Origin of the sequence: Nonomuraea phyllanthi, assembly GCF_006334985.2 — a bacterium.
GTDB lineage: Bacteria > Actinomycetota > Actinomycetes > Streptosporangiales > Streptosporangiaceae > Nonomuraea > Nonomuraea phyllanthi.
This window is the reverse complement of sequence record NZ_VDLX02000001.1, coordinates 1,050,290-1,075,685: the sequence shown is the minus strand read 5'-3', so window position 1 is coordinate 1,075,685 and position 25,396 is coordinate 1,050,290. Positions and strand designations below refer to the sequence as shown.

Annotated in this window: 23 protein-coding genes; 15 read left to right on the top strand and 8 right to left on the bottom strand. The window is 72.0% G+C overall.

Annotated elements, in window-relative coordinates:
- Positions 1-43 precede the first annotated feature (43 nt).
- Positions 44-1,021, top strand: a complete 978-nt coding sequence (locus FH608_RS05020; protein WP_139628704.1) for a PLP-dependent cysteine synthase family protein — start codon at positions 44-46, stop codon at positions 1,019-1,021.
- A 197-nt stretch (positions 1,022-1,218) separates the two neighbouring features.
- Here FH608_RS05020 and FH608_RS05015 read toward each other — a convergent pair whose 3' ends face one another.
- The gene (locus FH608_RS05015; RefSeq protein WP_226898974.1) at positions 1,219-1,962 is read right to left on the bottom strand and encodes an N-acetyltransferase; all 744 of its coding nucleotides are present in this window, start codon (positions 1,960-1,962) and stop codon (positions 1,219-1,221) included.
- Positions 1,963-2,041: 79 nt separating this feature from the next.
- Here FH608_RS05015 and FH608_RS05010 point away from each other — a divergent pair, with 79 nt between their 5' ends.
- Together FH608_RS05010 and FH608_RS05005 are read left to right on the top strand one after the other, a co-directional pair.
- Entirely contained in the window at positions 2,042-3,535 is a 1,494-nt protein-coding gene (locus tag FH608_RS05010) for a DUF885 family protein (protein WP_139628700.1), read from the top strand.
- 198 nt (positions 3,536-3,733) lie between these two features.
- Positions 3,734-4,483, top strand: coding sequence for an SAM-dependent methyltransferase (locus FH608_RS05005; RefSeq protein WP_139628697.1), 750 nt, complete (start codon positions 3,734-3,736; stop codon positions 4,481-4,483).
- Positions 4,484-4,524: 41 nt separating this feature from the next.
- On the opposite strand, the gene FH608_RS05000 is transcribed toward FH608_RS05005, so the two are convergent.
- Positions 4,525-5,475, bottom strand: coding sequence for a DUF2207 domain-containing protein (locus tag FH608_RS05000; RefSeq protein ID WP_139628695.1), 951 nt, complete (start codon positions 5,473-5,475; stop codon positions 4,525-4,527).
- Positions 5,476-5,572: 97 nt separating this feature from the next.
- Here FH608_RS05000 and guaA point away from each other — a divergent pair, with 97 nt between their 5' ends.
- The 3 genes from guaA (at position 5,573) to FH608_RS04985 (ending at position 9,191) form a co-directional block, all read left to right on the top strand.
- Positions 5,573-7,120 (top strand): glutamine-hydrolyzing GMP synthase, encoded by a 1,548-nt coding sequence (guaA, locus tag FH608_RS04995; protein WP_139628692.1) that lies wholly within the window; start codon positions 5,573-5,575, stop codon positions 7,118-7,120.
- A 378-nt stretch (positions 7,121-7,498) separates the two neighbouring features.
- On the top strand, positions 7,499-8,401 hold the full coding sequence (locus FH608_RS04990; protein WP_193318228.1) for a DNA-processing protein DprA: 903 nt from the start codon (positions 7,499-7,501) through the stop codon (positions 8,399-8,401).
- 199 nt (positions 8,402-8,600) lie between these two features.
- Positions 8,601-9,191, top strand: coding sequence for a hypothetical protein (locus FH608_RS04985; RefSeq protein ID WP_139628689.1), 591 nt, complete (start codon positions 8,601-8,603; stop codon positions 9,189-9,191).
- Between the two features lie 68 nt (positions 9,192-9,259).
- Here the strand turns inward: FH608_RS04985 and FH608_RS04980 are convergent, their stop codons facing one another.
- Complete coding sequence (locus FH608_RS04980; protein WP_139628687.1) at positions 9,260-9,898, bottom strand: protein-L-isoaspartate(D-aspartate) O-methyltransferase; 639 nt, start codon at positions 9,896-9,898, stop codon at positions 9,260-9,262.
- 374 nt (positions 9,899-10,272) lie between these two features.
- Between FH608_RS04980 and FH608_RS04975 the strand changes: the two genes are divergently transcribed.
- Positions 10,273-10,758 carry an ATP-binding protein gene (locus tag FH608_RS04975; RefSeq protein ID WP_139628685.1) on the top strand — a complete coding sequence of 162 codons (486 nt, stop codon included), beginning with the start codon at positions 10,273-10,275 and terminating at the stop codon, positions 10,756-10,758.
- A 356-nt stretch (positions 10,759-11,114) separates the two neighbouring features.
- Complete coding sequence (locus tag FH608_RS04970; RefSeq protein ID WP_139628684.1) at positions 11,115-12,065, top strand: TAXI family TRAP transporter solute-binding subunit; 951 nt, start codon at positions 11,115-11,117, stop codon at positions 12,063-12,065.
- A gap of 28 nt (positions 12,066-12,093) precedes the next feature.
- Here FH608_RS04970 and FH608_RS04965 read toward each other — a convergent pair whose 3' ends face one another.
- Positions 12,094-13,500 carry a sensor histidine kinase gene (locus tag FH608_RS04965; RefSeq protein WP_139628682.1) on the bottom strand — a complete coding sequence of 469 codons (1,407 nt, stop codon included), beginning with the start codon at positions 13,498-13,500 and terminating at the stop codon, positions 12,094-12,096.
- A 6-nt stretch (positions 13,501-13,506) separates the two neighbouring features.
- Positions 13,507-14,190 (bottom strand): response regulator transcription factor, encoded by a 684-nt coding sequence (locus tag FH608_RS04960; protein ID WP_139628680.1) that lies wholly within the window; start codon positions 14,188-14,190, stop codon positions 13,507-13,509.
- Positions 14,191-14,360: 170 nt separating this feature from the next.
- Here FH608_RS04960 and FH608_RS04955 point away from each other — a divergent pair, with 170 nt between their 5' ends.
- The 4 genes from FH608_RS04955 to FH608_RS04940 all read left to right on the top strand — a co-directional run bounded on the left by FH608_RS04955 (position 14,361) and on the right by FH608_RS04940 (position 17,685).
- Positions 14,361-15,398, top strand: a complete 1,038-nt coding sequence (locus tag FH608_RS04955) for a tripartite tricarboxylate transporter substrate-binding protein (protein WP_226898973.1) — start codon at positions 14,361-14,363, stop codon at positions 15,396-15,398.
- Between the two features lies 1 nt (position 15,399).
- The gene (locus FH608_RS04950) at positions 15,400-15,861 is read left to right on the top strand and encodes a tripartite tricarboxylate transporter TctB family protein (protein ID WP_193318227.1); all 462 of its coding nucleotides are present in this window, start codon (positions 15,400-15,402) and stop codon (positions 15,859-15,861) included.
- Positions 15,862-15,881: 20 nt separating this feature from the next.
- Positions 15,882-17,387 (top strand): tripartite tricarboxylate transporter permease, encoded by a 1,506-nt coding sequence (locus tag FH608_RS04945; protein ID WP_139628677.1) that lies wholly within the window; start codon positions 15,882-15,884, stop codon positions 17,385-17,387.
- A gap of 85 nt (positions 17,388-17,472) precedes the next feature.
- The gene (locus FH608_RS04940) at positions 17,473-17,685 is read left to right on the top strand and encodes a hypothetical protein (protein ID WP_139628675.1); all 213 of its coding nucleotides are present in this window, start codon (positions 17,473-17,475) and stop codon (positions 17,683-17,685) included.
- A gap of 18 nt (positions 17,686-17,703) precedes the next feature.
- Here FH608_RS04940 and FH608_RS04935 read toward each other — a convergent pair whose 3' ends face one another.
- The gene (locus FH608_RS04935; protein WP_139628673.1) at positions 17,704-18,699 is read right to left on the bottom strand and encodes a hypothetical protein; all 996 of its coding nucleotides are present in this window, start codon (positions 18,697-18,699) and stop codon (positions 17,704-17,706) included.
- 154 nt (positions 18,700-18,853) lie between these two features.
- On the opposite strand from FH608_RS04935, the gene FH608_RS04930 reads away from it, so the two are divergent.
- From FH608_RS04930 to FH608_RS04920, 3 genes are all read left to right on the top strand, one after another.
- Positions 18,854-19,915: a sensor histidine kinase gene (locus FH608_RS04930; protein ID WP_139628671.1), complete on the top strand. Its 1,062-nt coding sequence runs from the start codon at positions 18,854-18,856 to the stop codon at positions 19,913-19,915.
- Complete coding sequence (locus FH608_RS04925; protein WP_139628669.1) at positions 19,855-20,484, top strand: response regulator; 630 nt, start codon at positions 19,855-19,857, stop codon at positions 20,482-20,484. Before FH608_RS04930 ends, FH608_RS04925 begins: the two co-directional genes overlap by 61 nt.
- 65 nt (positions 20,485-20,549) lie before the next feature.
- Complete coding sequence (locus tag FH608_RS04920) at positions 20,550-21,545, top strand: hypothetical protein (protein WP_139628667.1); 996 nt, start codon at positions 20,550-20,552, stop codon at positions 21,543-21,545.
- 3 nt (positions 21,546-21,548) lie between these two features.
- On the opposite strand, the gene FH608_RS04915 is transcribed toward FH608_RS04920, so the two are convergent.
- Both FH608_RS04915 and FH608_RS04910 read right to left on the bottom strand, forming a co-directional pair.
- On the bottom strand, positions 21,549-24,176 hold the full coding sequence (locus FH608_RS04915) for a beta-galactosidase (RefSeq protein ID WP_139628665.1): 2,628 nt from the start codon (positions 24,174-24,176) through the stop codon (positions 21,549-21,551).
- Positions 24,173-25,369 carry an ROK family transcriptional regulator gene (locus FH608_RS04910; RefSeq protein ID WP_226898972.1) on the bottom strand — a complete coding sequence of 399 codons (1,197 nt, stop codon included), beginning with the start codon at positions 25,367-25,369 and terminating at the stop codon, positions 24,173-24,175. Before FH608_RS04910 ends, FH608_RS04915 begins: the two co-directional genes overlap by 4 nt.
- Between the last annotated feature and the right edge of the window lie 27 nt (positions 25,370-25,396).

Below are 25,396 nucleotides of genomic sequence, written 5' to 3'. Positions count from 1 at the left end.
GAACGGGGGCGGTGGCGGGGCGCGCGCCTGGCAAGGTGGAACGGTGAGTTGGAACACGCGGGCGCTCGACGTGCTGGCGGCGGGGGAGCCCACCCCGCTGATCGACTTCCCGGTGCCGGCCCCCGGCATCCGGCTGCTGCTGAAGGACGAGTCCGCGCATCCGACCGGCAGTATGCGGCACCGGCACGCCAGGGCGCTGTTCCGCCAGGCGATCCTCGACGGGCTGGTCACCGAGGGCACGACCGTGGTGGAGGCGACCGGCGGCAACGCGGCCGTGGCCCAGGCGTGGTTCGCGCGGCGGCTCGGGCTGCCGTACACCGTGGTCATGCCGGGCAGGCGCAGCGAGGCGCGCGCCCGCGCGGTGGAGGCGCTGGGCGGGGAGTGCAGGTTCGTGACGCCGCCCCTCGCGATCTACGACGCGGCCCGCGAGATCCCCGGCCACTTCCTCGACCAGTTCGGGCGCGCGGCCACGCACGACCTGGGCGAGGAGCTGTTCGCGCAGGTGCGGCCCGACTGGGTGGTGACGGGCGCGGGCACGGGCGCGACGTCCGCCACGCTCGGCCGGTGGATCCGCGACCACGACCTGCCGTGCCGGGTCGCGGTGGCCGATCCCGATAATTCGGCATATTTCCCGGGCTGGACCCTCGACGTGCCCGACTACGGGACCGGGATGCCGTCCCGGATCGAGGGCATCGGCAGACCCCGCATCGAGCCCGGCTTCCAGCCCGACCTGGTCGACCTGGTCATCCCCGTGCCCGACGCGGCGAGCGTGGCGGCGGCCAGGCGCATCAGGGAGCTCACCGGGCTGCCGGTGGGCGGCTCGTCGGGCACGGCGCTCTGGGCGGCGCTGGAGCTCGTCGAGCGCATGCGGGCCAGGGGCGAGGGCGGCACGGTGGTGTCGCTGCTCGGAGACGCCGCCGATCGGCACCTGGCGACCTATCACGACGACGAGTGGGCCGCCGGGAAAGGCCTCGATGCCGGGGAATACACGGGGGAGCTGCGGCGCCGCACGGCTGCGTGAGCTTCGCGGTCGCCGTACGGGCGCGTGATGCGCTGCGGTCGCGGTACGGGCGCGTGATGCGCTGCGGTCGCGGTACGGGCGCGTGATGCGCTGCGGTCGCGGTACGGGCGCGTGATGCGCTGCGGTCGCCGTACGGCCACGGGAGGCCCTGTGGGTCGCCGTAGGGCGCGTGGCGATGTGGGCGAAGGCGCCCGCGCTCAGGTCAGCGGGTGGCTGACCCAGACGTTCGGCTCGACGTACACCGCGTGATCCTGCTCCACGTCGCAGTGCACCGGGCTGAGGGCGCCCGGCACCTCCACCGGCCCCGAGCGGTCGAACGGGAGGCCCGTCCACCGCCGCCACTCCGCCGGCGTGCCCGCCACCACCATCGAGCGGGGCGCCACCTTGACGATCTTCCCGCCCGCCCGCACGTGCACCCGTAACCAGGCGTCATGGGGCAGGCCGTCGGCCCGGGTCCTGAAGGCGTACTCGGCCATGGGGGTGTGCGGTTCGAGGTGCTTCATGGTGGGCCGGACCGGCGCCACCAGCTCGCCGTACCCGAGCCGGGCGGCGCACTCGCGCATGGCGGCCAGCATCCGCCCGGACAGGCCCGTCCCCTGTAGGTCGCGGCGGACGGTGATCTCGAGCGCCGAGACGGCGTCGGGCCGGGTGCCGCGCTCGCGGGCGAGCCAGCCGGACCTGATCACGCCGTCCCATCCGTCGTCGGGCAGCTCGGCGCCCTCCGAGTGGAACGGGGTCATGCAGGCCCGCGCCACCAGCCGCCCCGGTTCGGCGTCGTCGTCGGCCACCAGCACGTGGCCGGCGTGCGTCGTGGTGGCGAGGGGATAGAACAGGTCCGCGATCGGATCCTGCAGCATGAACTCCTGCCACGTATGGTCCATCTCGAACAACGACGCCGCGAATTCGGGGCGTTCCGCCAGGGTCGTGATCGTGAGAGCCATGTGGATCATTCTCACATCACGCCCACCTGGTACGCGCGCCAATAAACCACGCGATAAGCCGTACGCTACCGTCGGCCGCATGACAGAACTTGACGCCAGGCTGCGAGCCATCACCGACCTGATCGTGGCCGAGGCGCGCGAGGGCGGCGGCAGGCACGAGTACGACGGCCGGATCCAGGACCTCTCACCCGAGGGCGTACGGACCGGGCTGACACGGCTTGGCCAGGGTCCCGCGCCCGAGGACGCGCACGACGCCGAGCACCTACAGGTGTTCGAGGAGAGCCTGCGCACCCAGCTCGGCGAGCTGGAGCTGCACCGCAAGAACCCCCTGCTGCACCTGTCGAACCTCGACCTCGCCTGCTACGACCGCGACTACGCCCCCGAGGAGGAGCGTGCCGCCGCCAAGGCGGCCCACCTGGCGCTCTGGCCCGACGCCGTGCGCCACGCGATCGACGCGCTCGACCAGGTCCCCGCCCCGGTCGCGCAGTCCCTGCTGAGCGCGGTCAAGGGGCTGGCCGCCGGCGTCACGGACGAGGCCGCGCTGGAGGCCCACGGCCGGCTGGTCCGGCACGTCGAGCGAGCGGCGGCCGAGGGCGACCCGGACGCGGCGCTCGGCGGTGAGGCGCTGGCCCGGCTCATGGGCACGGCCGAGGGCCTGACGGTCGACCTGGGCCGGCTGGCCGAGCGGGCCGACGCCGAGCGCGACCGGCTGATGGCGCTGCTCGCCGAGTCCTGCGCCAAGCTGGGCGAGAAGGACAGGGCGCCGCTGGACGTCGTACGCGAGCTGGTCAAGGACCACCCCGACGCCGGCGGCGTGATCGAGGCGGCGCGGGTCGGCACGGAGAAGGCCATCGCGTTCACCCGCGAGAAGGACCTCGTCCCCTACCACGACGGCGAGTGCCTGGTGGGACCGGCGCCCGAGTCGCGGCGCTGGGCGATGGCCATGATGGCGTGGAACTCGCCGGGCGAGCCGGACGGCCCGTCGTGGTACCACATCACGCCGCCGGACCCGTCCTGGCCCGAGCAGGACCAGGAGGAGTGGCTGGAGGTCTTCAGCCGTACGACGCTGCCGGCCATCAACGTGCACGAGGTCGCGCCCGGCCACTTCTCGCACGCCCGCGCGCTGCGGCGGGCCGGGTCGGACGTGCGGCGGCTGCTCCAGTCGATGTCCTTCGTCGAGGGCTGGGCGCACTACGCCGAGGAACTGTGCGTGGAGGAGGGGTTCGAGGCGGACGACCCGCGGTTCGAGATCGGCGTGTGGGTGGAGGCGCTGATCCGCGTCACCCGGCTGGCCTGCGCCATCGGCGTGCACACCGGGCAGATGACGGTCGAGGACGGCGCCAGGCGCTTCGAGTCGGACACGCACCTGGCCGGGCCGGCGGCGCTGTCGGAGGCCAGGCGGGCGTCGTTCGACCCGACGTACGGGCGTTACACGTGGGGCAAGCTGCTCATCCTCGACCTGCGGGCGCGGGCGCGCGAGGAGTGGGGCGCGGGCTTCACCCTGCAGCGCTTCCACAAGGCCCTGCTCGACCTCGGCTCGCCGCCCCTCGGCCTGATCGACCGCATCCTCTGAGGCGCGCACCGACACGTCGCCGGCGGGTGGCGGCGCGGAGGTCTCTTCCGGCCCTCACCCCCCGGTCGCCGGCGAGCGGCAGGGGCGGGGGCCCTTTCGGCCCTCACCCCCCGCCGCCGGCGAGCGCTGGCGCGACCGCTCGGATATCGGGACGATAGTGACAAGACCGGAGCCCGAGCCCAAGCGCAACGGAGTGCGATGTCCGATCCGGAGTCCGTCCCCTCGTTCGACGCCGAAGGCCTCTTCGACGACGACTACCTCCACTTCTTCGCCGAGCACCTCGACGCCCGCGGTGACGCCGAGACCGAGCTGATCTGGCAGCTGCTCGACCTGCGGCCCGGCATGGAGGTCCTGGACCTGGCCTGCGGCCACGGGCGGATCGCCAACCGGCTCGCGCGGCGCGGCTGCCGCGTCACCGGCCTGGACTCCTCGCGGATCTTCCTGGACCGGGCCCGCCAGGACGCCGACGCCCTCGGCGTCACGGTCGACTACGTCCACGGCGATATGCGCCGGCTCCCGTGGACGGACCGCTTCGACCGCGTCGTCAGCTGGTTCACCGCCTTCGGCTACTTCAGCGACTCCGACAACCAGCGGGTGCTCGCCCAGGCCGCCGCCGCGCTCAAACCGGGCGGCAGGATCGCGATGGACCTGAACAACTACGCCGCCGTCGTCCGTACGTACCAGACGTCCACGGTGGTCGAACGAGACGGAGACCTGCTGATCGACCGGCACCACCTCGACCTGCTGACCGGCAGGAACGTGGTCGACCGGACGGTCATCCGCGACGGCAGGACCCGGAACGTCCCGTACTTCGCGCGGATGTTCACCTTCCCCGAGCTGCGCGACCGGATGCTCGCCGCCGGATTCACGACCGTCCACGCCGTCGGCACGGACGGCGCGGCACTCACGATGGACAGCCGGCGGATGATCGTGATCGCCGAACGCTGAGTGGCGAGCACGCCCGCGCGGCGGTCCCGGTGACCCGGGTGCTACCAGTGCCGCTCGTGCGCCAGCAGCCGCACCACCTTCCCGGTGCGCGGCTTGACCAGCAGCCGGACGAAGTCGCCCGGCAGCACGTCGTGGTAGAGCGTCTCCTTGACCACGTACGATCTGGCCTTCTCCGAGCTGCCGTCGTGGAGGGCCACGTAGTAGGAGCGGCCGCTGCTCATCGCGTCGGTGTCCACCTCGGCGACGGACCAGCGCTTGACGATGTGCCCGGCGACCTCCTGGCGTTCGGAGCCCGGGGCCGGTGAGCCGGGCGGCTCGATCTCGACGCCGTGCCAGCCGCTGCCGGTGTAGATCCATTCCTGCCGGGGGTTCGCCGGCTCGCGGTCGGGGCCGGTGATCTCCCGTCCGGTCCCGGTCAGCAGGAACCCCCTCCCGGCCATGAGCAGGCTCACCCCCGCCACGAACGACACCATGGTCGCGATCATCCCCGGCCACGACAGCCCGGCCGTCGCGATGGTGACGTACCAGGGGACCACGAGGGCCGCGGCGAGCAGCAGCGGCACGATCATGTTGGGCCAGCGCCGCCGCGCCAGGCCGAGGTCGATCGCGGTCTGCCGGACGAGGGGGACGAACTCGCCGTCCAGGTCGGTCCCCTCCGGCGTGAGCGCCATCACCGGCGCCTGCGGCCTGCCTCTCAGCCGGGCGGCCACCCGGTCGAGCACCCACCGCTCGTACGGCAGCAGCGGCTCCCGCCGGGGCGGGGCCAGGGTGAGGCGGTCGCCCTCGACGGTCACCCACCCGCGTCCCGCCAGGTCGAACAGCGCCGCGTGGAACACCTCCTGCGTCCGCATGCCTCGTAACAGCTCGACGACGGGCACGGGCGCGTCGTATCGGGAGGCCTCGCGAGGGCGTTCGCGGCTGGACACCTTGAAGGCGGCGGCCAGCGCGGCGACCCACAGAGCCCACGCGATCACCGGCCAGGCAAGATCCATCGTTCTGTGTTAGCACGAGTGCCGTCCACAGGCCAGGTGTAATGCACGAGGCCGATAGACTGTGGTTACCGCATTTCGCCTTTGGGGGGTTCTCACGGTGTCTGAATTCGACACAGTGCTGGTGGTCGACTTCGGCGCACAGTACGCGCAGCTCATCGCAAGGCGGGTGCGCGAGTGCCACGTCTACTCCGAGATCGTGCCCTCGACGATGCCGGTCGAGGAGATGATGGCGAAGAACCCCAAGGCGATCATCCTGTCCGGCGGCCCCTCCTCCGTCTACGCCGAGGGCGCGCCGCCGGTGCCTCACGGGCTGTTCGACACGGGCGTGCCCACGTTCGGCATCTGCTACGGCTTCCAGGCCATGGCGCAGGCGCTGGGCGGCGAGGTGGCGCGCACGGGCGTCGCCGAATACGGCGGCACGGCGCTGGAGGTCCTCAAGGAGGGCGTCATCTTCGCCGGCCTGCCGGCCGCCCAGACGGTCTGGATGTCACACGGCGACAGCGTCGCCGCCGCCCCCGAGGGCTTCACGGTGACCGCCTCGACGGGCGAGACGCCGGTCGCCGCCTTCGAGCATCCCGGGCGGGGCCTCTACGGCGTGCAGTTCCACCCCGAGGTGCTGCACTCCGAGCACGGCCAGGCCGTCCTCAAGCACTTCCTCGACGCGGCCGGCTGCCGCCCGTCGTGGACCATGCTCAACATCGTCGAAGACTCCGTCGAGGCCGTGCGCCGCCAGGTCGGCGACGGCCGCGCCATCTGCGCGCTGTCGGGCGGCGTCGACTCGGCGGTCGCCGCCGCGCTCGTCCAGCGCGCCATCGGCGACCGGCTGACCTGCGTCTTCGTCGACCACGGCCTGCTGCGCAAGGGCGAGGCCGAGCAGGTGGAGCGCGACTTCGTGGCCGCCACGGGCGTGAAGCTGCGCGTGGTCGACGCCTCCGACCGCTTCCTCAAGGCCCTGGAGGGCGTCTCCGACCCCGAGGAGAAGCGGAAGATCATCGGCCGCGAGTTCATTCGCGTCTTCGAGGACGAGCAGCGCGCCATCATGGCCGACGGCCCCGTCGACTTCCTGGTCCAGGGCACCCTCTACCCCGACGTGGTCGAGTCGGGCGGCGGCACCGGCACCGCCAACATCAAGTCCCACCACAACGTCGGCGGCCTCCCGGAAGACCTGCAGTTCACGCTGGTGGAGCCGCTGCGGGCGCTGTTCAAGGACGAGGTCCGGCGGGCGGGCGAGGAGCTCGGGCTGCCCGCCGCCATGGTCTGGCGCCAGCCGTTCCCCGGTCCGGGGCTCGGCATCCGCATCGTCGGCGAGGTCACCCGCGAGCGCCTGGCCCTGCTGCGCGAGGCCGACGCGATCGCCCGCGAAGAGCTGTCCAGGGCCGGGCTCGACCGGCAGATCTGGCAGTGCCCGGTGGTGCTGCTGGCGGACGTCCGCTCGGTGGGCGTGCAGGGCGACGGCCGCACGTACGGGCACCCGGTGGTGCTGCGGCCGGTGACGTCGGAGGACGCGATGACGGCGGACTGGGCGCGGGTGCCGTACGACGTGCTGTCGCGCATCTCGACCCGCATCACCAACGAGGTGCCCGACGTCAACCGCGTGGTGGTCGACGTCACCAGCAAGCCCCCCGGCACCATCGAGTGGGAGTAACCAGCAGTAACCAGCAGTAACCAGGAGTAACCGCCGTTGTTCGCCGCCTGGCCGTTCGTACAGGCTGGTCTGGTTTCAAACCCGTCCACACAGTACGGCTTCGCCTGGCCGGCACCACCCACCGCACGTGGCTGAGGGCCTCCAGGGAGACGCCCGCTGACCCGCACGTGCCCGGCCGCCGCAACGCCGCATCCTTGACCATCCGAGCAGGATCGTCGCCGGGTGAGGCATCCGAACGGTGAGGCTCAGCTTGCACGCGCGACTTGAGCATGTGCGGATTGATCGGTGGCTGCGCAGGCACACCTTCCCTGAAGGAATCGGCACACATGTTCGATGTCCGGGATGACGGGAGAGTTGCCGGGACACTACTCTGTAGGTATGGCCAGGTGGGACGACGAACGCGCCGCGATCGTGGCATTGCTTCGCCGTACCCCTACTGAGAAGGGGGAGCGGGAGGTCGTTCAGCGTCTCACCGAAGGGGCGTCAGCAGTGGCATTGCTGCGTGAACGACTGGCTCCTGTCGATCTGTTTGCCGATCCTGTAGAGGAAGCGATAGCGCAGGCGGAAGCGGAGATCGCCGCCTGGGAGCAGGAGGGCATTCAAGTCGTCGTCCTCGGGGATGACCGCTACCCACACCGCTTGCGAGATGTGTTCGACCGCCCCGCGTTGCTGTTCGTCCGCGGGGCACTGCTTGAGGAGGACAACGGCGTTGCGGTGGTCGGTTCGCGGGCGGTCTCATCGGAAGGCCACTCGATAGCGGCCGGGTTGGCCACGGGCCTTGTGGAGCGCGGACTCACCGTGGTCTCGGGTCTGGCCGCCGGTGTAGACACCGCAGCGCACCAGGCCGCGCTCAGAGCGGGCGGCCGGACAGTGGCCGTCATCGGCACGGGGATCCGCAAACACTTCCCTCCGGAGAACCGTGATCTCCACCGCGAGGTTGCCGGGCAAGGCGCCGTATTCTCCCAGTTCTGGCCGGACAAGGGCCCGGACAAGACGACGTTCCCACAGCGTAATGGCACGATGTCCGGCTACAGTCTGGCGACGGTCATCGTCCAGGCCAGCGAGCGAAGCGGGACTCGCATCCAGGCTCGGAAAGCGGTCGAACACGGCCGCCCTGTGATCTTGATGCGGTCGGTGGTCAACGGCACCCAGTGGGGGCAGGTCGCGGCAGGCAAGCCAGATGTGCATGTGGCTCGAGACGCTGGCGAAGCGCTGGCGATCGTCGACGGCCTGTTGGACCGGCCCAATCAGCTCGAAAGCTTCCTCTCGAGGATCGGCTGATCAAGTGGCGGAAACGTCGCCGATGCTCCGGCAGATGATCCGTGATCGGTTGGGCGCGATCATGAGTAACCCTCTTCGAATACCGAACATCACGTGTGACACGTGCACGGGGCCCGTCCCCGCGCAATACGTGAGGTGCTTTCGGTGCGAGAGGGACGCTCGCCGAGACGATGTACGCGTCGCAAGGCGAGTTGTTCCCTTGACCTACGCTGTGGTGGGCACACAGGCGGACCGCGACATGTACCGCTATAAGGATCCGATGCCGGACAACCAGCGGCTCCGCAATCCCTCATACCAGCGGTTACTCCTTCTTCTTCTGGGCTTTGCCCGTACTCACGCACCTTGTCTCGACGTGGGGGCGCGCAAGCCGGTTACGGGCATGACTGTGGTTCCCTCGCTCAGGGGCCGTCTGGGTCCTCATCCCCTCGCCGCTCTGGCGGCGGTCCTTCCCCGCTGCTGGGCGCCGGTAGGGCTCGAAGCCGTTCTCGGGATTTCAGAGTCGCGCCGACGTGAGACGCGGCCCGATCACTTCCTCGTGCATGATCCAGCAGCGGTGGCCGGCGAGCACATCCTCGTGGTTGAGGACACTTGGGTCCAGGGCGGCCACGCGCAGTCCGCGGCCGCCGCGCTGCTGCTCGCGGGCGCTGCGGATGTGACCATCGTGGTCCTTGCCCGCCGCATCCGCACTGACTATCAACGGTCGCTCATGGAAGCTTCCCTACGGCAGATCCTGGCCGACCGTGAGTACTCCCTGGACCTTTGCCCCGTCACAGGCGGTCGCTGTATGTAGCCTGAGCGTCCGGAGGCCGAAGCAGCGTTCGGTGCGTTCGTTTTTCCAGACCATTCCTGATCACGTACTTAGCTGTCCGGGCCCTCCAGATGGTCGCCGATCAGCGGGACGAAGCAGGCGGGGGTCAGCAGTCGCTCCCGGACCAGCCGCTCCTGCCGTTTGGCGAACAGCATGACGGTCTCCGGGGCCAGGCCCTCCTGGATGGGCATGACGAGACGGCCGTCCTCGGCCAGTTGGGCGGCGAGCGGGGCGGGCACCGCGTCGGACGCCGCCGAGACGATGATCCCCTCGAACGGGGCCTTCTCCGGCAGGCCCGCGGTGCCGTCGCCGACCAGCACCTCGACGTTGCCCACCGCTGAGGCGGCGAGGTTGGCGCGCGCGTGCTCGGCCAGGTCCGCGTGGCGCTCCATCGAATACACCTGGCGGGCGAGGCCGGCGAGGAGGGCGGTCTGGTAGCCGTACCCGGTGCCGATCTCCAGGACCGTCTCCGTGCCCGTCAGCCGCAGGGCCTCGATCATCTGCGCTATCAGGGACGGCTGCGAGGTGGGCTGGCCGTGGCCGATCGGGATGGGCGCGTCCAGCCGGGCACTCGGGGCAGCGCGCGGGGGCACGTACCGCTCGCGTGGGGTCGCGGCGATGACGGCGAGCAGGCGGGGATCGCGCACCCCGGCGCGCCGAGCGGCCACCACCAGCGGGTCGCGCTCCATCGCCGGTCACCGGCGACCCGCCATCGCGCGCCTCCCGCAGGCGCGTCGACGGCCATCGAAGGCGAATTCGTCGGCCATGCCCCTCAGCTTCCCCACCATCTGGAGTCGATTCCGGCGCCGCCGGGCCGGGGCTGATGAGCGCCGCCTCGGCCAGGAGTTGACGAGCGCTCGGCCGGGCCGTAGATGGCGCCGGCATCGCCCAGACGGGAATAGATCAGGACGATATGCCTCCTGGCGTCGGTACCTAGGTACTCGGGATAGGTACGTAGATGGGGATTTCTGGCCTCATTTCGGGGTGGTGCGGTGAGGCATTCTCGTGATGTGAGCAGGAAACGGGGACTCGTCCCCGGTACCGCACACGGGGGAGTAAGGCAATGAGGACGTGGAGCGAGATCCTGGCCGCGGTGACGGGCCGCCGGGCCATGGCGCTGCGGGAGGTGTCGTGGTGGCTGGCGCCGGAGCTGAGCTCGGTACGGGACGCGCGCCGGCTGACGCGGAGACAGTTGGCCGCCTGGGGTCTCGATGACCAGGTGGAGGTCGCGGAGTTGCTGGTCAGCGAGGTGGTCGGCAACGCGCTGGGCCACGGGTCCGGGCAGGTCAGGCTCGGGCTCGCGGTCGAGGACGGACTGCTGCGCTGCGAGGTCGAGGACGAGAACCCGGAGCTGCCGCGCCTTCGGAGCGCCGAGGTGGACGACGAGAGCGGGCGGGGGTTGTTCCTGGTCGACACGCTGTCGTGCTGCTGGGGCGGCGAGCGCACGGCACGGGGCAAGGCCGTCTGGTTCGAGCTCCCGGCACCCACCGACGACGGCACCGCGGGCGCCCCCGCCCCGGTCGCCGGCCTGATCCCCGCATTCTCCTAGCTCTCGTCCCGCCGAACCGCGTCCCAGCTCGGCGCCGCCGTGAGCAGCCGTCCCACGAGGCCGACCAGCGTGCTCGACCGGCTCCAACGGCGCCGCCACCACACCCCGCATCCGCCCCACACGCCGCATCCGCCACATTCCGCATGCTCCACAGGCCGCATCCGCCACACCCCGCGCCCGGCCGACCTCGTGTCCGCTGTGCGCCCAGGCTCGCGCGCACCAGCCGCCTTCGGCAGGGGCATCGCCGTTCGACGACCTGATGCGGGAGGTGAACGGCCGACGCGGACCGCTCCGGCCCTCGCCGGCACGTCCGCCGAGCAGGCCACCGGCCGGCGCCGAACTCGTATGCTCTCGGCATGGTGCTGAACCGGCTCACCCGGCGGGCCGCGCTCCTGGCCGCCGGAGGGCTGCTCGCCGGTTGCACAAGGCAGCCCGACGCGGGCACGGTCCGCCTGCGGCTGGCCACCGGCCCGGCGGGGGCGGTGTACCGGCGCATCGGCGGCGCGCTGGCCGAACGCATCTCCGAGCAGGTGCCGGGTGCCACGGTCAGCACCGTGCCGAGCGGGGCGTCCACCGACAACATCCGGATGTTACGGGCCGGTGAGGTCCACCTCGGGCTGACGAGCCTGGACGCGCTGATCACGACCGACGGCAGCGCGCCCGAGGGTCTGTCGGCGATATGCCGGCTGTACGACAGCCACCTGCATCTCGTGGTCATGGCCGGTTCGGCGATCGCGAAGTTCCCGGACATACAGGGCAAGCGCTTGTCCCTCGGCGCGCGCGACTCGGGCACGGAGTTCACCTCGCTGCGGGTTCTGGAGCTCGGCCGGGTGGACGCCGACACCCAGTACCTCAGCCAGGCAGCGTCGGCGGCGGCACTGCGCGATGGCGAGATCGATGCGATGTTCTCCCTGACCGGTGTCCCGACGCCCGCCATCACGGAGCTGGCGCAGCGGTCCCCGATCCGGCTGATCCGGCTGGACAAGCAGGCGGACGCGCTCGTCACCGCGTTCCCCGGGCCGTACTCTCCCGCCATGATCCCCGCGACCTCGTACGCCGGGGTCCCGGCCACCCGGACCGTCGCCGTGCCGAACGTGCTGCTCGTACGGAACGATCTGCCTGACGACCTGGTCCACGCCATCACCGACACGATCTTCACGAACACCGGCTCGATCATCTCCGCCGGCCGCGACGACGGCGAGGGCATACCGGAGGCGTGGCACATCAATGTGCGCACCGGCATCTCGACCGCGTCGATCCCGCTCCATCCGGGCGCCGCCGCCTGGTTCCAGGACCGTAAGCGCTGACCTGGCCGATTCAGCTGACCCAGCCGATTCAATCGACAGGAACGACCGGGAGCGCCACCACTGCGGCGAACCCGTGCCCCGCCCCGTCCTGACGCGCCAGGCCCTCCTCCAGCCGCAGCTCGCCCCCGGCCGCCCCCACCAGGTCCGCGCAGATCGCCAGTCCCAGGCCGGTCCCCGGCACGTTCTGGTGCCGCGGCGACCGCCAGAACCGCTGCATCGCCTGCGCCCGCTCGGACGCGTCGAGCCCCTGGCCGTCGTCACGGACCGCGATCGCCGCCACCCCAGCGGGGGAGACGCGGGCCGACACCTCCACCACCTGCGCCTCTGACAGCCGCAGCGCGTTGCTGATCAGCTCGTCCAGAATGCTCCCCAGCCCACCCGATGGCTCCAGCACCCGCAACCCTGGCGGCACGTCCACCGCCAGCCTCTGCCCGGCCGTCGCCGTCAGCGCCCGCCACCGGTCCACCCGGGTCGCCAGCACCGCGTCGAGCTCCACCGGCGACGCCGTCCGTATGCTCTCCATCCGCGCCGTGGCCTGCAGCGAGTTCAGCATGCGCTGCATCGCCTTCAGCTCGTCCACGGCGACGTCGTACACCTGGTGCCCGTTCCCGGCCGGCCGCAGGTGCGGTTCCAGGCTCTCCACGGCGAGCCGGAGGCTGGTCAGCGGATTGCGCAGCTGGTGGGAGGCGTCGGAGACGAACGCCCGCTGCCGCTGCACGGCGTTCTCGACCGCGTCCATCATCGTGTTGAACGACTCCGCCAGCCGCCGTAGCTCGACCGGCCCCGCCTCGGCGTCCGCGCGGATGGTGAGGTCGCCCTGCGAGATGCGTGAGCTGGCCGCGTCCAGCTCGCGTACCGGCCGCAGCACCCACGCCGACACCGGCCAGGCGACGGCCACCAGCGCGACCAGCGGCAGGAGTCCGAGCCCGGCGAGCTGGGCCCAGCGCAGGAGGATGCGCTGCCGCGTCTTCGACAGGTCGGAGATGGTCACGACGGCTCCGACGACCTCGCTGTCGCGGCCCACCGGCTCGGCGACCACGAGCGCGGAGTCTTCCCACGGCGCCCATTCCCCGGAGGGTTCGGGTCTCGCCCCGGCCAGCGCGGCGCTCAGGATCCGGGGCAGCGCCGGCTCGGTGCGCGCCGCCTCCTGGTAGGCACCGGCCGGTCCGAGCAGCACCGCGCCGGAGGTGTCGATCAGCGCGACGGGGATGCCGTACAGCTCGTGGTAGCGCTGCAGCTCCAGGGCGAGCGCCTCGGTACGGCCGGTCGCGAGCGCGGTGTCGGCCAGCGACGCGAACCGGCCGGCGTCGTTGAGCCGGTCCACGTACGTCTCCTGCATCTCCCGCTCGGCCACGGTGATGCTGAGCGGCACCCCGAGCGCCGCGACGAGCAGCACCGCGAGGGGCACCAGGACGACGAGCAGGCGGCGGTGCACGGCCTGTCAGCCGATCAGCTCCGGCTGGTCGGCCAGGAGCCGATAGCCGACCCCGTGGATCGTGCGGATCAGCACGGCCGGCCCGAGCTTGTGCCGCAGCGCCGCGATGTGGGTGTCCAGGGTGCGGCTGGAGGACTCCCAGGTGGCGCCCCAGATCTGGTCGAGGATGACGTCGCGGCTGACGACGTTCGGCGCGCGCCGGGCCAGCAGCAGGAGCAGCTCGAACTCCTTGCGGGTCAGCGTCAGTGGCGTGCCCTCGACGGTGACCTCGCGGGTGCCGACGCCGATCCGCATCGGGCCGAGGACGAGCGGTCCGTCGGGGCGGCTCAGCGCGCGGGCCACCCGGGTGCGCCGCAGGACGGCGTCGATCCTGGCCAGCAGCTCGGGTACGCCGAACGGTTTGACGATGTAGTCGTCGGCGCCGGCGCGTAAGCCGCGTACCCGCTCGTGCTCCTCCGAACGTGCCGTCACGGCGATGACGGCGGTCTCCGGGCTGTCACGCAGCTTGCGGATCACGTCGAGTCCGTCGCCGTCGGGCAGGCCCAGATCGACGAGGACCACATCGGACGGGTCGGCACGCAGGGCCTCCGCGGCGGTGGGGATGCGATGGACCTCGAAGCCCGCTTGGGCCAGGACAGTGACCAGGCCCCGCGCCACGCGGTCGTCATCTTCGATGATGGTGATCCGCATACCGGATTGTAAGTCCGAGATCGATGCTTGTGTTACCCCTCCAGTATTGGGATTCTTCTGACATCTGGCGCATTCCTTGGGATTCCTCTGACACCATCCGCCTCTCTGCCAGCCGAGACTGAGGCCGCGCACTCTCCGAAATGCGCCTGCCCTGACGAGGAGGCCGCGCTATGAGATCGACCAGTAGGTACCGGGCCACCACACAGATGATCGCCACGATCGGCGTCGTCACGCTCCTCACCGCCTGTTCCGGCAACGGAGGCACCACCGGCACCGGAGGTTCGACCGGCGCCACCGGGACCTACCCGGAGGAGAACATCACGTTCGTCGTGCCGTTCAGCGCCGGCGGCCCGACGGACACCGTCACCCGCATGATCGCCGAGCCGATGGCCGCCAAGCTCGGCGGCAAGATCGTCGTACAGAACGTCGAGGGCGCCGGCGGCACGGTCGGCGCCGGCGAGGTCGCGCGGGCGGAACCCGACGGCTACACCGTGCTCATGCACCACATCGGCATGTCGACGGCCCCCGCTCTGTACCAGAACCTGGACTACAAGCCGCTCGAGGACTTCGAGACGATCGGGCTCGTCACCGAGGTGCCCATGACGATCGTCGCCCGCAAGGACTTCCAGCCCTCGACGCTCCAGGACCTCGTGACCTACGTGAAGGCGAACGCCGACAAGGTCACCCTGGCCAACGCCGGCATCGGCGCCGCCTCGCACCTGTGCGGCCTGCTGTTCCAGACCGCCGTCGGCGTCAAGCTGCAGGAGGTCCCGTACGAGGGCACCGGGCCCGCCCTCACCGACCTCGTCGGCGGCCAGGTGGACTTCATGTGCGACCAGACGACCAACACCACCGGCCAGATCTCCGCCGGCGAGGTCAAGGCGTACGCGGTCACCACGCCCGAGCGGGTCAAGAGCCTGCCCGACGTGCCCACCACGACCGAGGCCGGGCTGCCCCAGCTCCAGGTCAGCGTCTGGCACGGCCTCTACGCCCCGAAGGGCACGCCGCAGGACGTCGTGGCGAAGCTGTCCGAGGCGCTGAAGGTGGCGCTGGCCGACCAGAAGGTCATCGACCAGATGGCCAAGCTCGGCACCGCGCCGGTCCCGGCCGAGAGCGCGACGCCGCAGGCGCATCGGGCCAAGCTCGAGGAACAGCTCGGCACCTGGGCGAAGGTCATCGCCGACGCCGGGGTCAAGGCGGCTTCCTGACGTGGAGCGCCGCCGGTCCTTCCCCGACGTCGTCGTCGGGACGATCTTCGTACTGATCGGTGGCGCGTTCGTGGTGGGGTCGCTCGGCTACGAGCTGGGCACCCCGCTGCGGATGGGCCCCGGTGCCTTCCCGCTGCTGGTCGGCGCGATCGTGGCCGCCCTTGGCCTGGCGATCGTCGTCAAAGGGTTCATCGCCGGCGAGGTGATCCCGTTCGGGCGCATCCCCTGGCGCGCGATCGCCGCCATCGTGGTCGCGCTCCTGTTCTTCGGGTTCACCGTGCGGGGGCTGGGCTTCGTCGTGACCTCGGCGGTGACCGCACTGGTCACCACGCTGGCCAGCTCGCGCGTACGGCTGCTCACGGCCGTGGCCGTGGCTGCCGGGCTGACCGTGGCCAGCACGCTCATCTTCGTCGTCGGGCTCCAGCTGCGGCTCCCGCTCTGGGGCCCGTGGCTGGGATTCTGACGCGGCATCCGGATTGAGGTATGGACCTTCTCAACGACCTCGCGCTGGGCTTCTCGACGGCCCTGGCGATCCAGAACATCCTCTACTGCTTCGTGGGAGTGCTGCTCGGAACGGCGGTCGGCGTGCTGCCCGGCATCGGACCGACGGCGACGGTGGCGATGCTGCTGCCGATCACGTTCAGCTTCGAGCCGGTGACGGCGCTGATCATGCTGGCCGGCATCTATTACGGCGCGCAGTACGGCGGCTCGACCACCGCCATCCTGATCAACCTGCCCGGTGAGTCGTCGGCAGCGGTCACCGCGCTGGACGGGCACGCGATGGCCAGGCAGGGCCGCGCGGGCGCCGCGCTGGCCGCCGCCGCGATCGGCTCCTTCATCGCCGGTACGGTGGCCACCGTCGTGCTGGCCGTCGCGGCCCCGCCGCTGGCCAGGGTCGCGTTGCAGTTCGGCCCGGCCGAATACTTCTCGCTCGTGCTGCTCGGCCTGATCGTGTCGATCGCGCTGGCGCGCGGCACGGCACTCAAGGCGCTGGCGATGATCGCGCTCGGCGTCCTGCTCGGCACGGTCGGCCAGGACATCTACACCGGTACGCCCAGATTCGTCTTCGACCGGCGTGAACTGTACGGCGGCATCGACTTCGTGTCGGTGGCGGTCGGCATGTTCGGCGTGGCCGAGATCCTGCGCAACCTGGAGAACGAGCAGGCCAGCACGGCGATCACCAGCAGGGTGCGCAACCTCTGGCCGACCCGCGAGGACTGGCGCCGGATGGCCGGCCCGATCGCGCGGGCCACCGGCCTCGGCTCCGCGCTCGGCGTCCTGCCCGGCGGTGGCCACGTGCTGGCCTCGTTCACCTCGTACGCCGTGGAGAAGCGGATCTCGAAGCGGCCGCAGGAGTTCGGGAACGGCGCGATCGAGGGCGTCGCCGGTCCCGAGTCGGCGAACAACGCGGCGGCGCAGACGTCGTTCATCCCGCTGCTCACCCTGGGCCTGCCCGCCCACCCGGTGATGGCGTTGATGGTCGGCGCGTTCATCGTCCACGGCATCACCCCTGGCCCGAACGTCATCACCGACGAACCGGCGCTGTTCTGGGGACTGATCGCGTCCATGTGGATCGGCAACGTGCTGCTCGTGCTGCTGAACCTGCCGCTGATCGGTCTCTGGGTGCGCATGTTGCGCATTCCGTACAAGGTGCTGTTTCCGATGATCATCCTGTTCGCGGCGATCGGCACGTACTCGCTGAGCTTCAACGCGTACGACGTCTACACGATCGTCTTCTTCGGGATACTCGGCTACATCCTGATCAAGTGCGGCTGCGAGCCGGCGCCCCTCCTGCTCGGTTTTGTTCTCGGGCCCCTGCTGGAGGAGAACATGCGTCGGGCGCTGATCATCTCCCGCGGTGACGCGACGGTCTTCCTGACCCGGCCGATCTCCGCGGTGCTCCTGGTCCTGGCCGTGGCGGCGCTCGTCCTCGCCGTCCTGCCGGCGATCCGCAAGCGCCGCGAGGTGGTGTTCACCGAGGAGGAGTGAGCCCCGTCCCGATGCAGAAACACCTGTTTCGCCATAGCCTGCTGCTCTGATGTCCCGAAGGCGACCGCGTTGTCACGGAGGATCGATGGCCGACCGCCCGCGCTTGCCGAAGGTTCTCTCGGCCGTCAGGACGCTCATGTTCGTCCAGAGCATTCTCGGCATCCTCGTCGGGCTCGCCGACGGTTCCTTCCCCCTCATGGGGATCGTGCCGCTGGCTTTCAGCGTCCCGGTGCTGATGAACCTGCTCCGGCACGATGTCCGCGCCTGGTTCGCGGGTGAGGAGGCAGCCCTGCCCTGACGGCATCCGCGTGCGCGTTCACGATGCGGTGACCGAGCCCGAGGGTGGTGCGTCGTGCTTGCGGCGCTGGTGGTAGCAGACGGTGGCGACGGCCAGCGCGGTGCCCCAGACCGGCCAGAAGCACTCTGGCAGCCAGGCGCCCCATTCGTCCAGGGCGAACCGGCCGGCGATGGTCCAGCGGAGGTAGGTCAGCCCGGCCACGGTGATGATGATCGAGACGAATCCGGCCGGGATGACGGCCATCAGCGGCGGCACCCGCCTGCCGCGCAGGCCGGGCATCCAGCGCGGGAAGATCTCGCCCCACCGCTGGGTCAGGCCGAGGGTGAGCAGGCCGCCGAACGCGCCGAAGGTGGCCAGGTACGCCCCCGCCAGCCACATGCCGTCCTCGCCCTCGGCCAGGAACTCCGCGTTCACGCCGAGCGGGATGCCCATCGCCCACGCCCACCGGGTGGCGGAGTACACCATTGGCACCGCGACCGCCACGTACACCGCCCTGCGTCCCCGCCGCGGGGTGAACCAGTGCGCGCGTTCCTGATCGCGCGCGTACGCCAGCGCCGCGGCGGCCAGCAACAGGCCGCCCAGCACGCACACGAGCTGGTTGAGCACCGGCCAGGGCCAGGCGTCCGCGAGGGTGGTGCCGCCGAGACCCCAGCCGAAGACGGGAGCGACCAGCAGGAGCGGCGTGTAGGCGACGCCCATCATGAGCCGCGAGTCGGGGACGACCAGGATCAGGAGCGCGGCGATCGGCCAGGCCAGGAACAGCGGTACGCGGCTGCTGCTCCTGCGGGCCAACGCGGTCGCCGTGACCGCGGTGACCAGGCCGAACGCGGCGATCGCCCAGCCGAAGCCCGGCGTGGTCGCGGCCAGGACGGACAGCGCCCGGTCCGGGTCGGGGTCGGTGGCGCCCCACGGGTATCCGGGCGCGCCCAGCGCCCACCCGGCTCCGAGCGCGCCGTAGGCCAGCGCCCACAGCGCCGCCGCGTACGGCCGCCGTCGAGAGGTGGAAGTCGTCATGCGACCAGCCTTGCGGCGCGGCGGGAGGGCGAGCCAGATGCCGTTCGGCACCCCTGCGGGCTCGGAACGGTGCCGTTCGGCACTCCCCGGTACGGCGTCAGAGCCGCGTATCGTCGCACGAGTGACCGTTATGTGGGTATTTGGCGTCATCCCAATGGCCGTGGCCGTGGCCGGACTGTCCCGGCGCCGGCTCCGGGCGCGGCTGTCCACCCCGGTTCTGCTGGCGGCGGGCGTGTCGGTGGCTGTCACCCTGGCCCACCTGACCGGAGTGGCGACCCCCGCACCCGGCGCCGACGTGCTGGGCATGGGCGAGAGCGTGGCGCTGATGGTGCTGGTCGGCCTGGTCACCCGATATGCGCCGTCCCGGCAGGCCATGGTCTCCGCCCCGGCGGCGGGCCTGGCCGCGGCCGTCTGGCTGCTGCGCGTGTTCGCGCCCGCCTCGCCGCTGGAAGGGCTGGGGGTGTGCGCGTTCTGGGGTACGGGCGCGCTGCTGGCCGCCGCCGTGGGTGGCTACCTGCGCCTGCTCGATGTACGGCAGGAGCGCGCGGTCGCCGACACCCGAATGGCCCTGCGGTTGCAGCTGGCCAGGGACCTGCACGACTACCTGGCGCACGACATCAGCGAGATGGTCGCGCACGCCCAGGCGGGCGGGGTGGCGGGCGATCCCCGGCAGGCGCTCGAACGCGTCGAGGCCGCCGGCCAGCGCGCCCTGTCCATGCTCGACAGGACCCTGGACATGCTCCACCACGACCGGCCCCTCGCCCCCGGCAGCGACCTGGGCGGCATCCGCGAGGCCGCCGAACGGTTCGCCGCCGCCGGCCCGGCCCGGGTCGACCTGCGCATCGACCCGGCCGTGACGGCTCCGCCGGAGACCGCGGCGCTGGCGTACCGGATCGTGATCGAGGGGCTGACCAACATCCGGCGGCACGCGCCGCGGGCCGGTCACGTGCGCCTCGGCCTCGGCGCCTCGTCCGGCATGCTGGAGATCACGATGACCAACGACGGCGTGGTCCGCGCCCCGAGCGCCCGGCGCGGCGGCACCGGCCTGGCCGCCCTGACCTCGCTCGTCCAGGCCAGGGGCGGCGAGCTGGTCGCGCGAGCCGTACCCGAGGGGTGGTCGCTGACCGCCCGCCTGCCGCTGGCACAATCGCCGGCGTGGCCACCCGCATCCTCGTCGCCGACGACCAGGAAGGCATCCGCAGCGCCTTCCGCCTGATCCTCGACGCCCAGCCCGACATGACGGTGGTGGCCGAGGCCGCCGACGGGCGGGCCGCGATCGACACCGCCAAGGCCGTCAAACCCGACGTGGTGCTCGCCGACATCCGCATGCCCGTGGCCGACGGGATCGAGGTGACCCGCGCCCTGGCCGGCACCGGCATCCGCGTCGTGGTCGTCACCACCTTCGGGCTGGACGAGTACGTCCACGCCGCGCTGCGGCACGGCGCCGCCGGGTTCATCCTCAAACGCTCCGGCCCCACGCTGCTCGTCGAGGCCGTCCGGGCCGCGATGAACGGCGACGTGCTCATCAGCCCGCAGCTCACCGTCCGGCTGCTGCGCGAGACCGGCCGGCCACGCGAGACCTCCGACGTCGTCCTCACCGAGCGGGAGGACGAGGTCGTGACCCTGGTCGCGCAGGGCAGGACCAACGCCGAGATCGCCGCCGAGCTCTTCCTGTCGCCGGGCACCGTGAAGAACCACATCGCCTCCGTCCAGCGCAAGACCGGCGCCAGGAACCGCGTCACGATCGCCGCGTGGGCCTGGGCCACCGGCCGGGCGGAGCCCTGAATCCTCCCGGTCATGAACGTCTCTAAGCCGCCACCCCGGAGGCCGGGCCGTGCGAGCGTGAAGGCGTGGGACTTCTGCGACTCGCCGTGCTGCTGTGGCTCACGGTGTGCCACCTCCGCAACGGCCGATCGTCCCCGGAGGCCTCCTCCGCAGGGCCGGAACCCGCCCCCAAGGCCGTGGGACGGCCCCGCGGCCTTCCGGTGATCATGGGGATGTTCGGCCTCGCCGCCCTGCTGGGCGTCGCCGCGTGGAAGGAGTACCGGCTGGCCGCGCCGGAGCCCCTGTACACCCGGTTCGACGGATCCATCGTCGTGGAGGTGACCCTGCCGAAGGGGGCACGCGCGCTCGACCTCCTGACGCTGGGCGTCACGGCCACTCCCTGCGCCGAGCTCCGGGAGCAGGTCGCCAGGTGCGGCCCCGACACGTACGACATCATGATGGGGGCGCTGGCCGGGGAGAACGCCCCGCGCTGCTTCGACTACCGCCTCGGGCTCCAAGGCGATGCCCGGATGTCCGAGATGGAGCTCGACGAAAAGCCCCAGCCGGCACCGTCGAAGGCGATCTCCGTGATCACGGGGAAGTTCTGCCGCGAGAGGGCGAACCCCCTCCTTCTCCGGCCCGTCCACATCAGGGGCCGCGCGCTGAAGCCGCTCGTGGCGAGCCGGGGATACACCACCGTGCTCGCCGCTCCAGCGGTCATCTACGCCGACGCCTCCCAGGAGACGTCCGTCTCCTGGGATCTGGGGGAGATCCCGCTCGACAGCACCGTGGAGTCCAGCAGCCGGTACGGCCGCACCGACGACGAGCGGCGGCTGGCATGGCGCCACCCCGATGTCGAGCCCGCGCGGCCCCAGCCCGGGGCGAAGCTGGAATGGCGGCCTGCCGTTCCCGAGTCCGGAGGGGGATACGGCCCGGCCCCGCACGCCCGGCTCGTGTCGCTTCCCGAGAAGCAGGCCGCCGAGCGGGCCCTGTTCTGGGCGGGGCTCCTGGCCGGGGCCGCCGTGTCGATGCTCACGTGGGCGGGGGAACTGCTGCTCGAGAACCGCCGCTCCCGACGTTGATCGTCAGGCTCGCAGGGTGACGGCCGTGAGCTCCCCGTCATCGTCGGGGTGTACGGCCTCCGCCAGCAGGACGAGCTCGTTGCCCCCGTCGGCGAACCACGGGCCAGGCAGGGTGAGACGGTCGGGGGAGCCGCCCGCCAGCTCGGGGCGGATGTCGCCGGGCAGCCAGAGACGGCCCACGACGCGGCCGTTGAAGAGCGCGGTCAGCTTGAGGTCGTGGCCGGTGAAGGTCGCGCTCCACGTACGGGCCGGGAGGTCCGCCAGGTCGAGGCGCACCCAGCGCAGCTCGCCGGCGCGCAGCCGTACGGGCAGCGTGGCGGGCCGGGCGGGGGCGGCGGACAGGGCGCGGAGCTCGGGCTCCCCGGCGAGGGCGACCGACCAGCCGGTGGCCCTGCGGCCTTCGAGCAGCCGCACCTCGCCGGCCGGCTCGCCGTGCCAGCGCCGCAACGCCAGCTCGATGCGGGCCGGCGCACCCGGGGTGATTGCCGAGGTGACGTCCACGTACGGGACGAGCGGGTTGACCGGGCCGAAACCGGTGCCGTTGACCGAGACCTCCACCAGCGCCCCCAGCCCGGCGAACTCCAGCACCCAGGTGTCGGCCTCCGCCGACGTGGCCTGCTCGGCGGCGTAGCGGGCCTCGGCGGGGCGGCGGGCGGTGATCCAGGCGCCCCAGCTCGTCACGGGGGCCGGTGCGGCGCCGATGCCGGGGCCGCTGACGCGCCACGGGTGCGGCACGTGGACGGCGGTGATCGCGGTGGCCGCGTCGAAGCCGCGCAGCGAGCCGAGGCGCAGGGCGGGCAGGCGGGCGTCGTCGAAGTTGGGGTGGCCCCAGATCTCGGTACGGACCTCCAGGCGCCCGCCCCGGTGGCCGGGCAGCAGCGCGAAGCCGCCGCCCGGCGTGACGGTGCCGAGGTGGTCGCCGTCCACGCGGGCCGAGAGCACGTCGGAGGCGCCGTGCAGGAGCAGGGCGCGGCCGGGGGAGAGGTCGGCGGCGTACCAGGCGAAGCCGCGGTAGGCGCCCAGGTGCTCGGGACGGGTGGGGACGTCGCCGATCTCGCGGGCGGGCGGCGGGGTGAACGGCGCCGTTCCTGACACGGCCAGGTGCCGCTCCTCCACCACCTCGGCGGGGTCGTCGAAGAGCGGGGCGCCGTGCTCGTCGAGGCCGCGCAGGCGGGCGGCGTCCGTACGGGGAAGGAAGATCAGGCGCAGGTCGCCGGCCGTGGCGCTCCCGACGGCCTTGCCGGACGGGCGGAAGATCACGCGGTCGCCGTCCCGCTCGGCCTCGACGTCCCCGGACAGCACCTCGCCGGACGCCTGCGCCTCCACGGACCCCAGTGCCTCCTCGGACGCCGGCGGGGCGGTGACGATCACCTGGGACGGGCCGTCGCAGGAGAACACCAGCGTGCCGGCGGCGGCCAGGCGCAGCTCGGCGGTGGCCAGCTCGATCCCGCCCCAGTCCATCAGCACGAACGGGCAGCTCCGGGCCGGAACCGCCACCTCGACGTCGCCGATCCGGGCGGTGCCCGGCGCGCCGCCCGGGTTGGCGAGGGCGACCAGCGTGCCGCCGCCGTGCAGGGCCAGCGCCCGCGCGCCGCCGTCCGGCAGCGGGAAGTCGGCCGTGACGGAGACCTCCGCCGGCACGGCCAGGGCCAGGGACGGGCCGAGGGCGTCGATCATCCCGGCCAGCAGGCGGGCCTCGCCGTACTCCTCCCGCCGCACCCCTGACGGCGACAGGTACCCGCCGAAGTCGTAGTCGCTGGTGAGCAGCGCGAGCGGCGACCCCCAGTTGTTGGTGGCCGTGGTGAACCCGAAGTCGTTCCCCGAGGCCTGCAGGTAGGGGCCGATCAGCTTGGCGCCCGCCGACAGCAGCCGGCGCAGCGTGACGTGCGTCCGGTTGGTCTCCGTGACCAGCAGCGGGAGGCCGCGCTCCGCGAGGTGCCGCTGGTAGACGGCGGCGGTCGCCTCGATGGCGGTGGAGGCGTCGTCGGGGTAGAAGTTGGCGGCGGGCACCACCCCGGCGACCTCGCCGCCGGCCCGCGCGAGGTCGCCCTGGCCGGCGCAGGCGACGAGCGGCACGCCGATGCCGTGTTCGAGCGCCATGTCGCGCAATGCGGCGACATATCCGGATGGGTGCTCGCAGTCGAAGAAGTCCAGCTCGTTCTCCAGCTGCACGAGGGCGACGGCCGGCGACTCCCGCAGGATCGGCAGGATCCGGTCGAACCACGCGCGGACGTGCGACAGAAAGCGGGCGTCGTTCTGGCGCAGCGGCACCCCCTCGGCGGCCAGCCAGGCGGGCAGGGCGCCGCCGTCCCATTCGGAGCAGATGTACGGCCCGGGCCGCGCCACGACCCACAGCCCCTCCTCGGCCGCCATTTCGAGAAATGTCCGTACGTCCCGCTCCCCGGAGAAGTCCCAGACCCCGGGCTCGAGCTCGTGGTGGTTCCACGGGAAGTAGACGTCGACGCAGGTGTAGCCCGACTCCCGCACCGCGCGCAGCCGCTCCCGCCAGGACCCGCGGGCGATACGGAAGTAGAACAGCGAGGCGCACAGCAGCAGCCGGGGCTCGTCGTCGATGAACAGGGCGCCGTCGGCGATGCGGACGTTCAGCGGGGGCCTCCAGCTCGGGCTCATGTTCGCCTTCCGGGGGAGATGACTGCGTCGAGGAACCCTTCGAGGGCGAAGGTGGCGGCGCCGAGGCTGACCGCGTTGCCGGGAATGTCGCTGAGCACGATGTGTACGGCGCCCATCGCCCGGTCCAGCGCGTGCGCGGCCACGGACTCCCGCAGCTCGGGCAGGAGCCTGGGGCCGAGGCTGCGCGCCACCCAGCTGCTCAGGACGACCGTCTCCGGGTTGATGATGTTCACGAGACCGGCCAGGGCCGCGCCCAGCAGGCCGGCCGTCCTGGTGATGACGGGGCCGGCGTCGGGCGAGTCGGCCAGGGCCTGGACGCAGGCGGTCTGGTCACCGCCGCACAGCAGCTCGCTGCCGGGGTCGAGCTCTCTCAGCGTCTCCATGATCCCGGGGGCGCCCACGTACGCCTCGACGCAGCCGCGGCTGCCGCATCGGCAGGCGCGCCCGCCGTACACCAGCACGCTGTGGCCCCACTCGCCCGCCGCGTCGGTGGTGCCGCGATACAGCGAGCCGCCGATGACCACGCCCGCGCCGACGCCGGTGCCGACGGTGACGCAGACCAGGTTGCCGGCCTCGCGCCCGGCGCCGGACCACAGTTCGGCCACGGTGCCGGCCATCAGCGGGTTGTCCAGGTAGAGCGGCAGGCCGATGCGCTCCTGGAGCAGGGCGAGCATGGGCACGTCGTGCCAGTCCCAGCCGGGCGCGAAGACGGAGACGCCCAGCTGGGGGGCGACCTGGCCGGGCACGCTCACCCCCACCCCGAGCACGCGCTCCCGCGCGGCGCCGTGCTCGGCGAGCAGCGCGTCGATCGCCCTGGCGATGCGCTCCGCGATCTCGGCGGGCCGCCGGGTCTCGGGCCCGATGGGGTGCTCGCCGGCGTGCAACCGCCGCAGCGCCAGGTCGAACAGCTCGGCGTGCACGTACGTCTCCGCGACGTCCACGCCGACCAGCAGGCCGCGCACGCCGTTGGGCGTGAGCACGGCGCGCGGCCGGCCGCTGCCCGAGCCGACGAAATGGTCCTCCACGATCACGCCCGCGCCCAGCAGATCGTTGACGACGTTGGCGATGGTGGCGAAGCTCAGCTCGCTCCGCCGGGCGATGTCCTGCCTGCTGGCGCTGCCCGCGGCGTAGATGCGGCGAAGGACGTCCAGGCGGTTGGCCCTGCGGATGTCGCTCGTCGTCCGGCGCAGCATGCGACCTGCCTCACTCGATGGTCGGAA

Bases quoted from the DNA above. Each gene is read 5' to 3' on its own strand.
- FH608_RS05015 (WP_226898974.1), bottom strand. From the start codon at position 1,962: ATGGCTCTCACGATCACGACCCTGGCGGAACGCCCCGAATTCGCGGCG.
- FH608_RS05010 (WP_139628700.1), top strand. From the start codon at position 2,042: ATGACAGAACTTGACGCCAGGCTGCGAGCCATCACCGACCTGATCGTG.
- FH608_RS05005 (WP_139628697.1), top strand. From the start codon at position 3,734: ATGTCCGATCCGGAGTCCGTCCCCTCGTTCGACGCCGAAGGCCTCTTC.
- FH608_RS05000 (WP_139628695.1), bottom strand. From the start codon at position 5,475: ATGGATCTTGCCTGGCCGGTGATCGCGTGGGCTCTGTGGGTCGCCGCG.
- FH608_RS04990 (WP_193318228.1), top strand. From the start codon at position 7,499: ATGGCCAGGTGGGACGACGAACGCGCCGCGATCGTGGCATTGCTTCGC.
- FH608_RS04980 (WP_139628687.1), bottom strand. From the start codon at position 9,898: ATGGAGCGCGACCCGCTGGTGGTGGCCGCTCGGCGCGCCGGGGTGCGC.
- FH608_RS04975 (WP_139628685.1), top strand. From the start codon at position 10,273: ATGAGGACGTGGAGCGAGATCCTGGCCGCGGTGACGGGCCGCCGGGCC.
- FH608_RS04970 (WP_139628684.1), top strand. From the start codon at position 11,115: ATGGTGCTGAACCGGCTCACCCGGCGGGCCGCGCTCCTGGCCGCCGGA.
- FH608_RS04960 (WP_139628680.1), bottom strand. From the start codon at position 14,190: ATGCGGATCACCATCATCGAAGATGACGACCGCGTGGCGCGGGGCCTG.
- FH608_RS04955 (WP_226898973.1), top strand. From the start codon at position 14,361: ATGAGATCGACCAGTAGGTACCGGGCCACCACACAGATGATCGCCACG.
- FH608_RS04945 (WP_139628677.1), top strand. From the start codon at position 15,882: ATGGACCTTCTCAACGACCTCGCGCTGGGCTTCTCGACGGCCCTGGCG.
- FH608_RS04940 (WP_139628675.1), top strand. From the start codon at position 17,473: ATGGCCGACCGCCCGCGCTTGCCGAAGGTTCTCTCGGCCGTCAGGACG.
- FH608_RS04935 (WP_139628673.1), bottom strand. From the start codon at position 18,699: ATGACGACTTCCACCTCTCGACGGCGGCCGTACGCGGCGGCGCTGTGG.
- FH608_RS04930 (WP_139628671.1), top strand. From the start codon at position 18,854: ATGGCCGTGGCCGTGGCCGGACTGTCCCGGCGCCGGCTCCGGGCGCGG.
- FH608_RS04915 (WP_139628665.1), bottom strand. From the start codon at position 24,176: ATGAGCCCGAGCTGGAGGCCCCCGCTGAACGTCCGCATCGCCGACGGC.
- FH608_RS04910 (WP_226898972.1), bottom strand. From the start codon at position 25,369: ATGCTGCGCCGGACGACGAGCGACATCCGCAGGGCCAACCGCCTGGAC.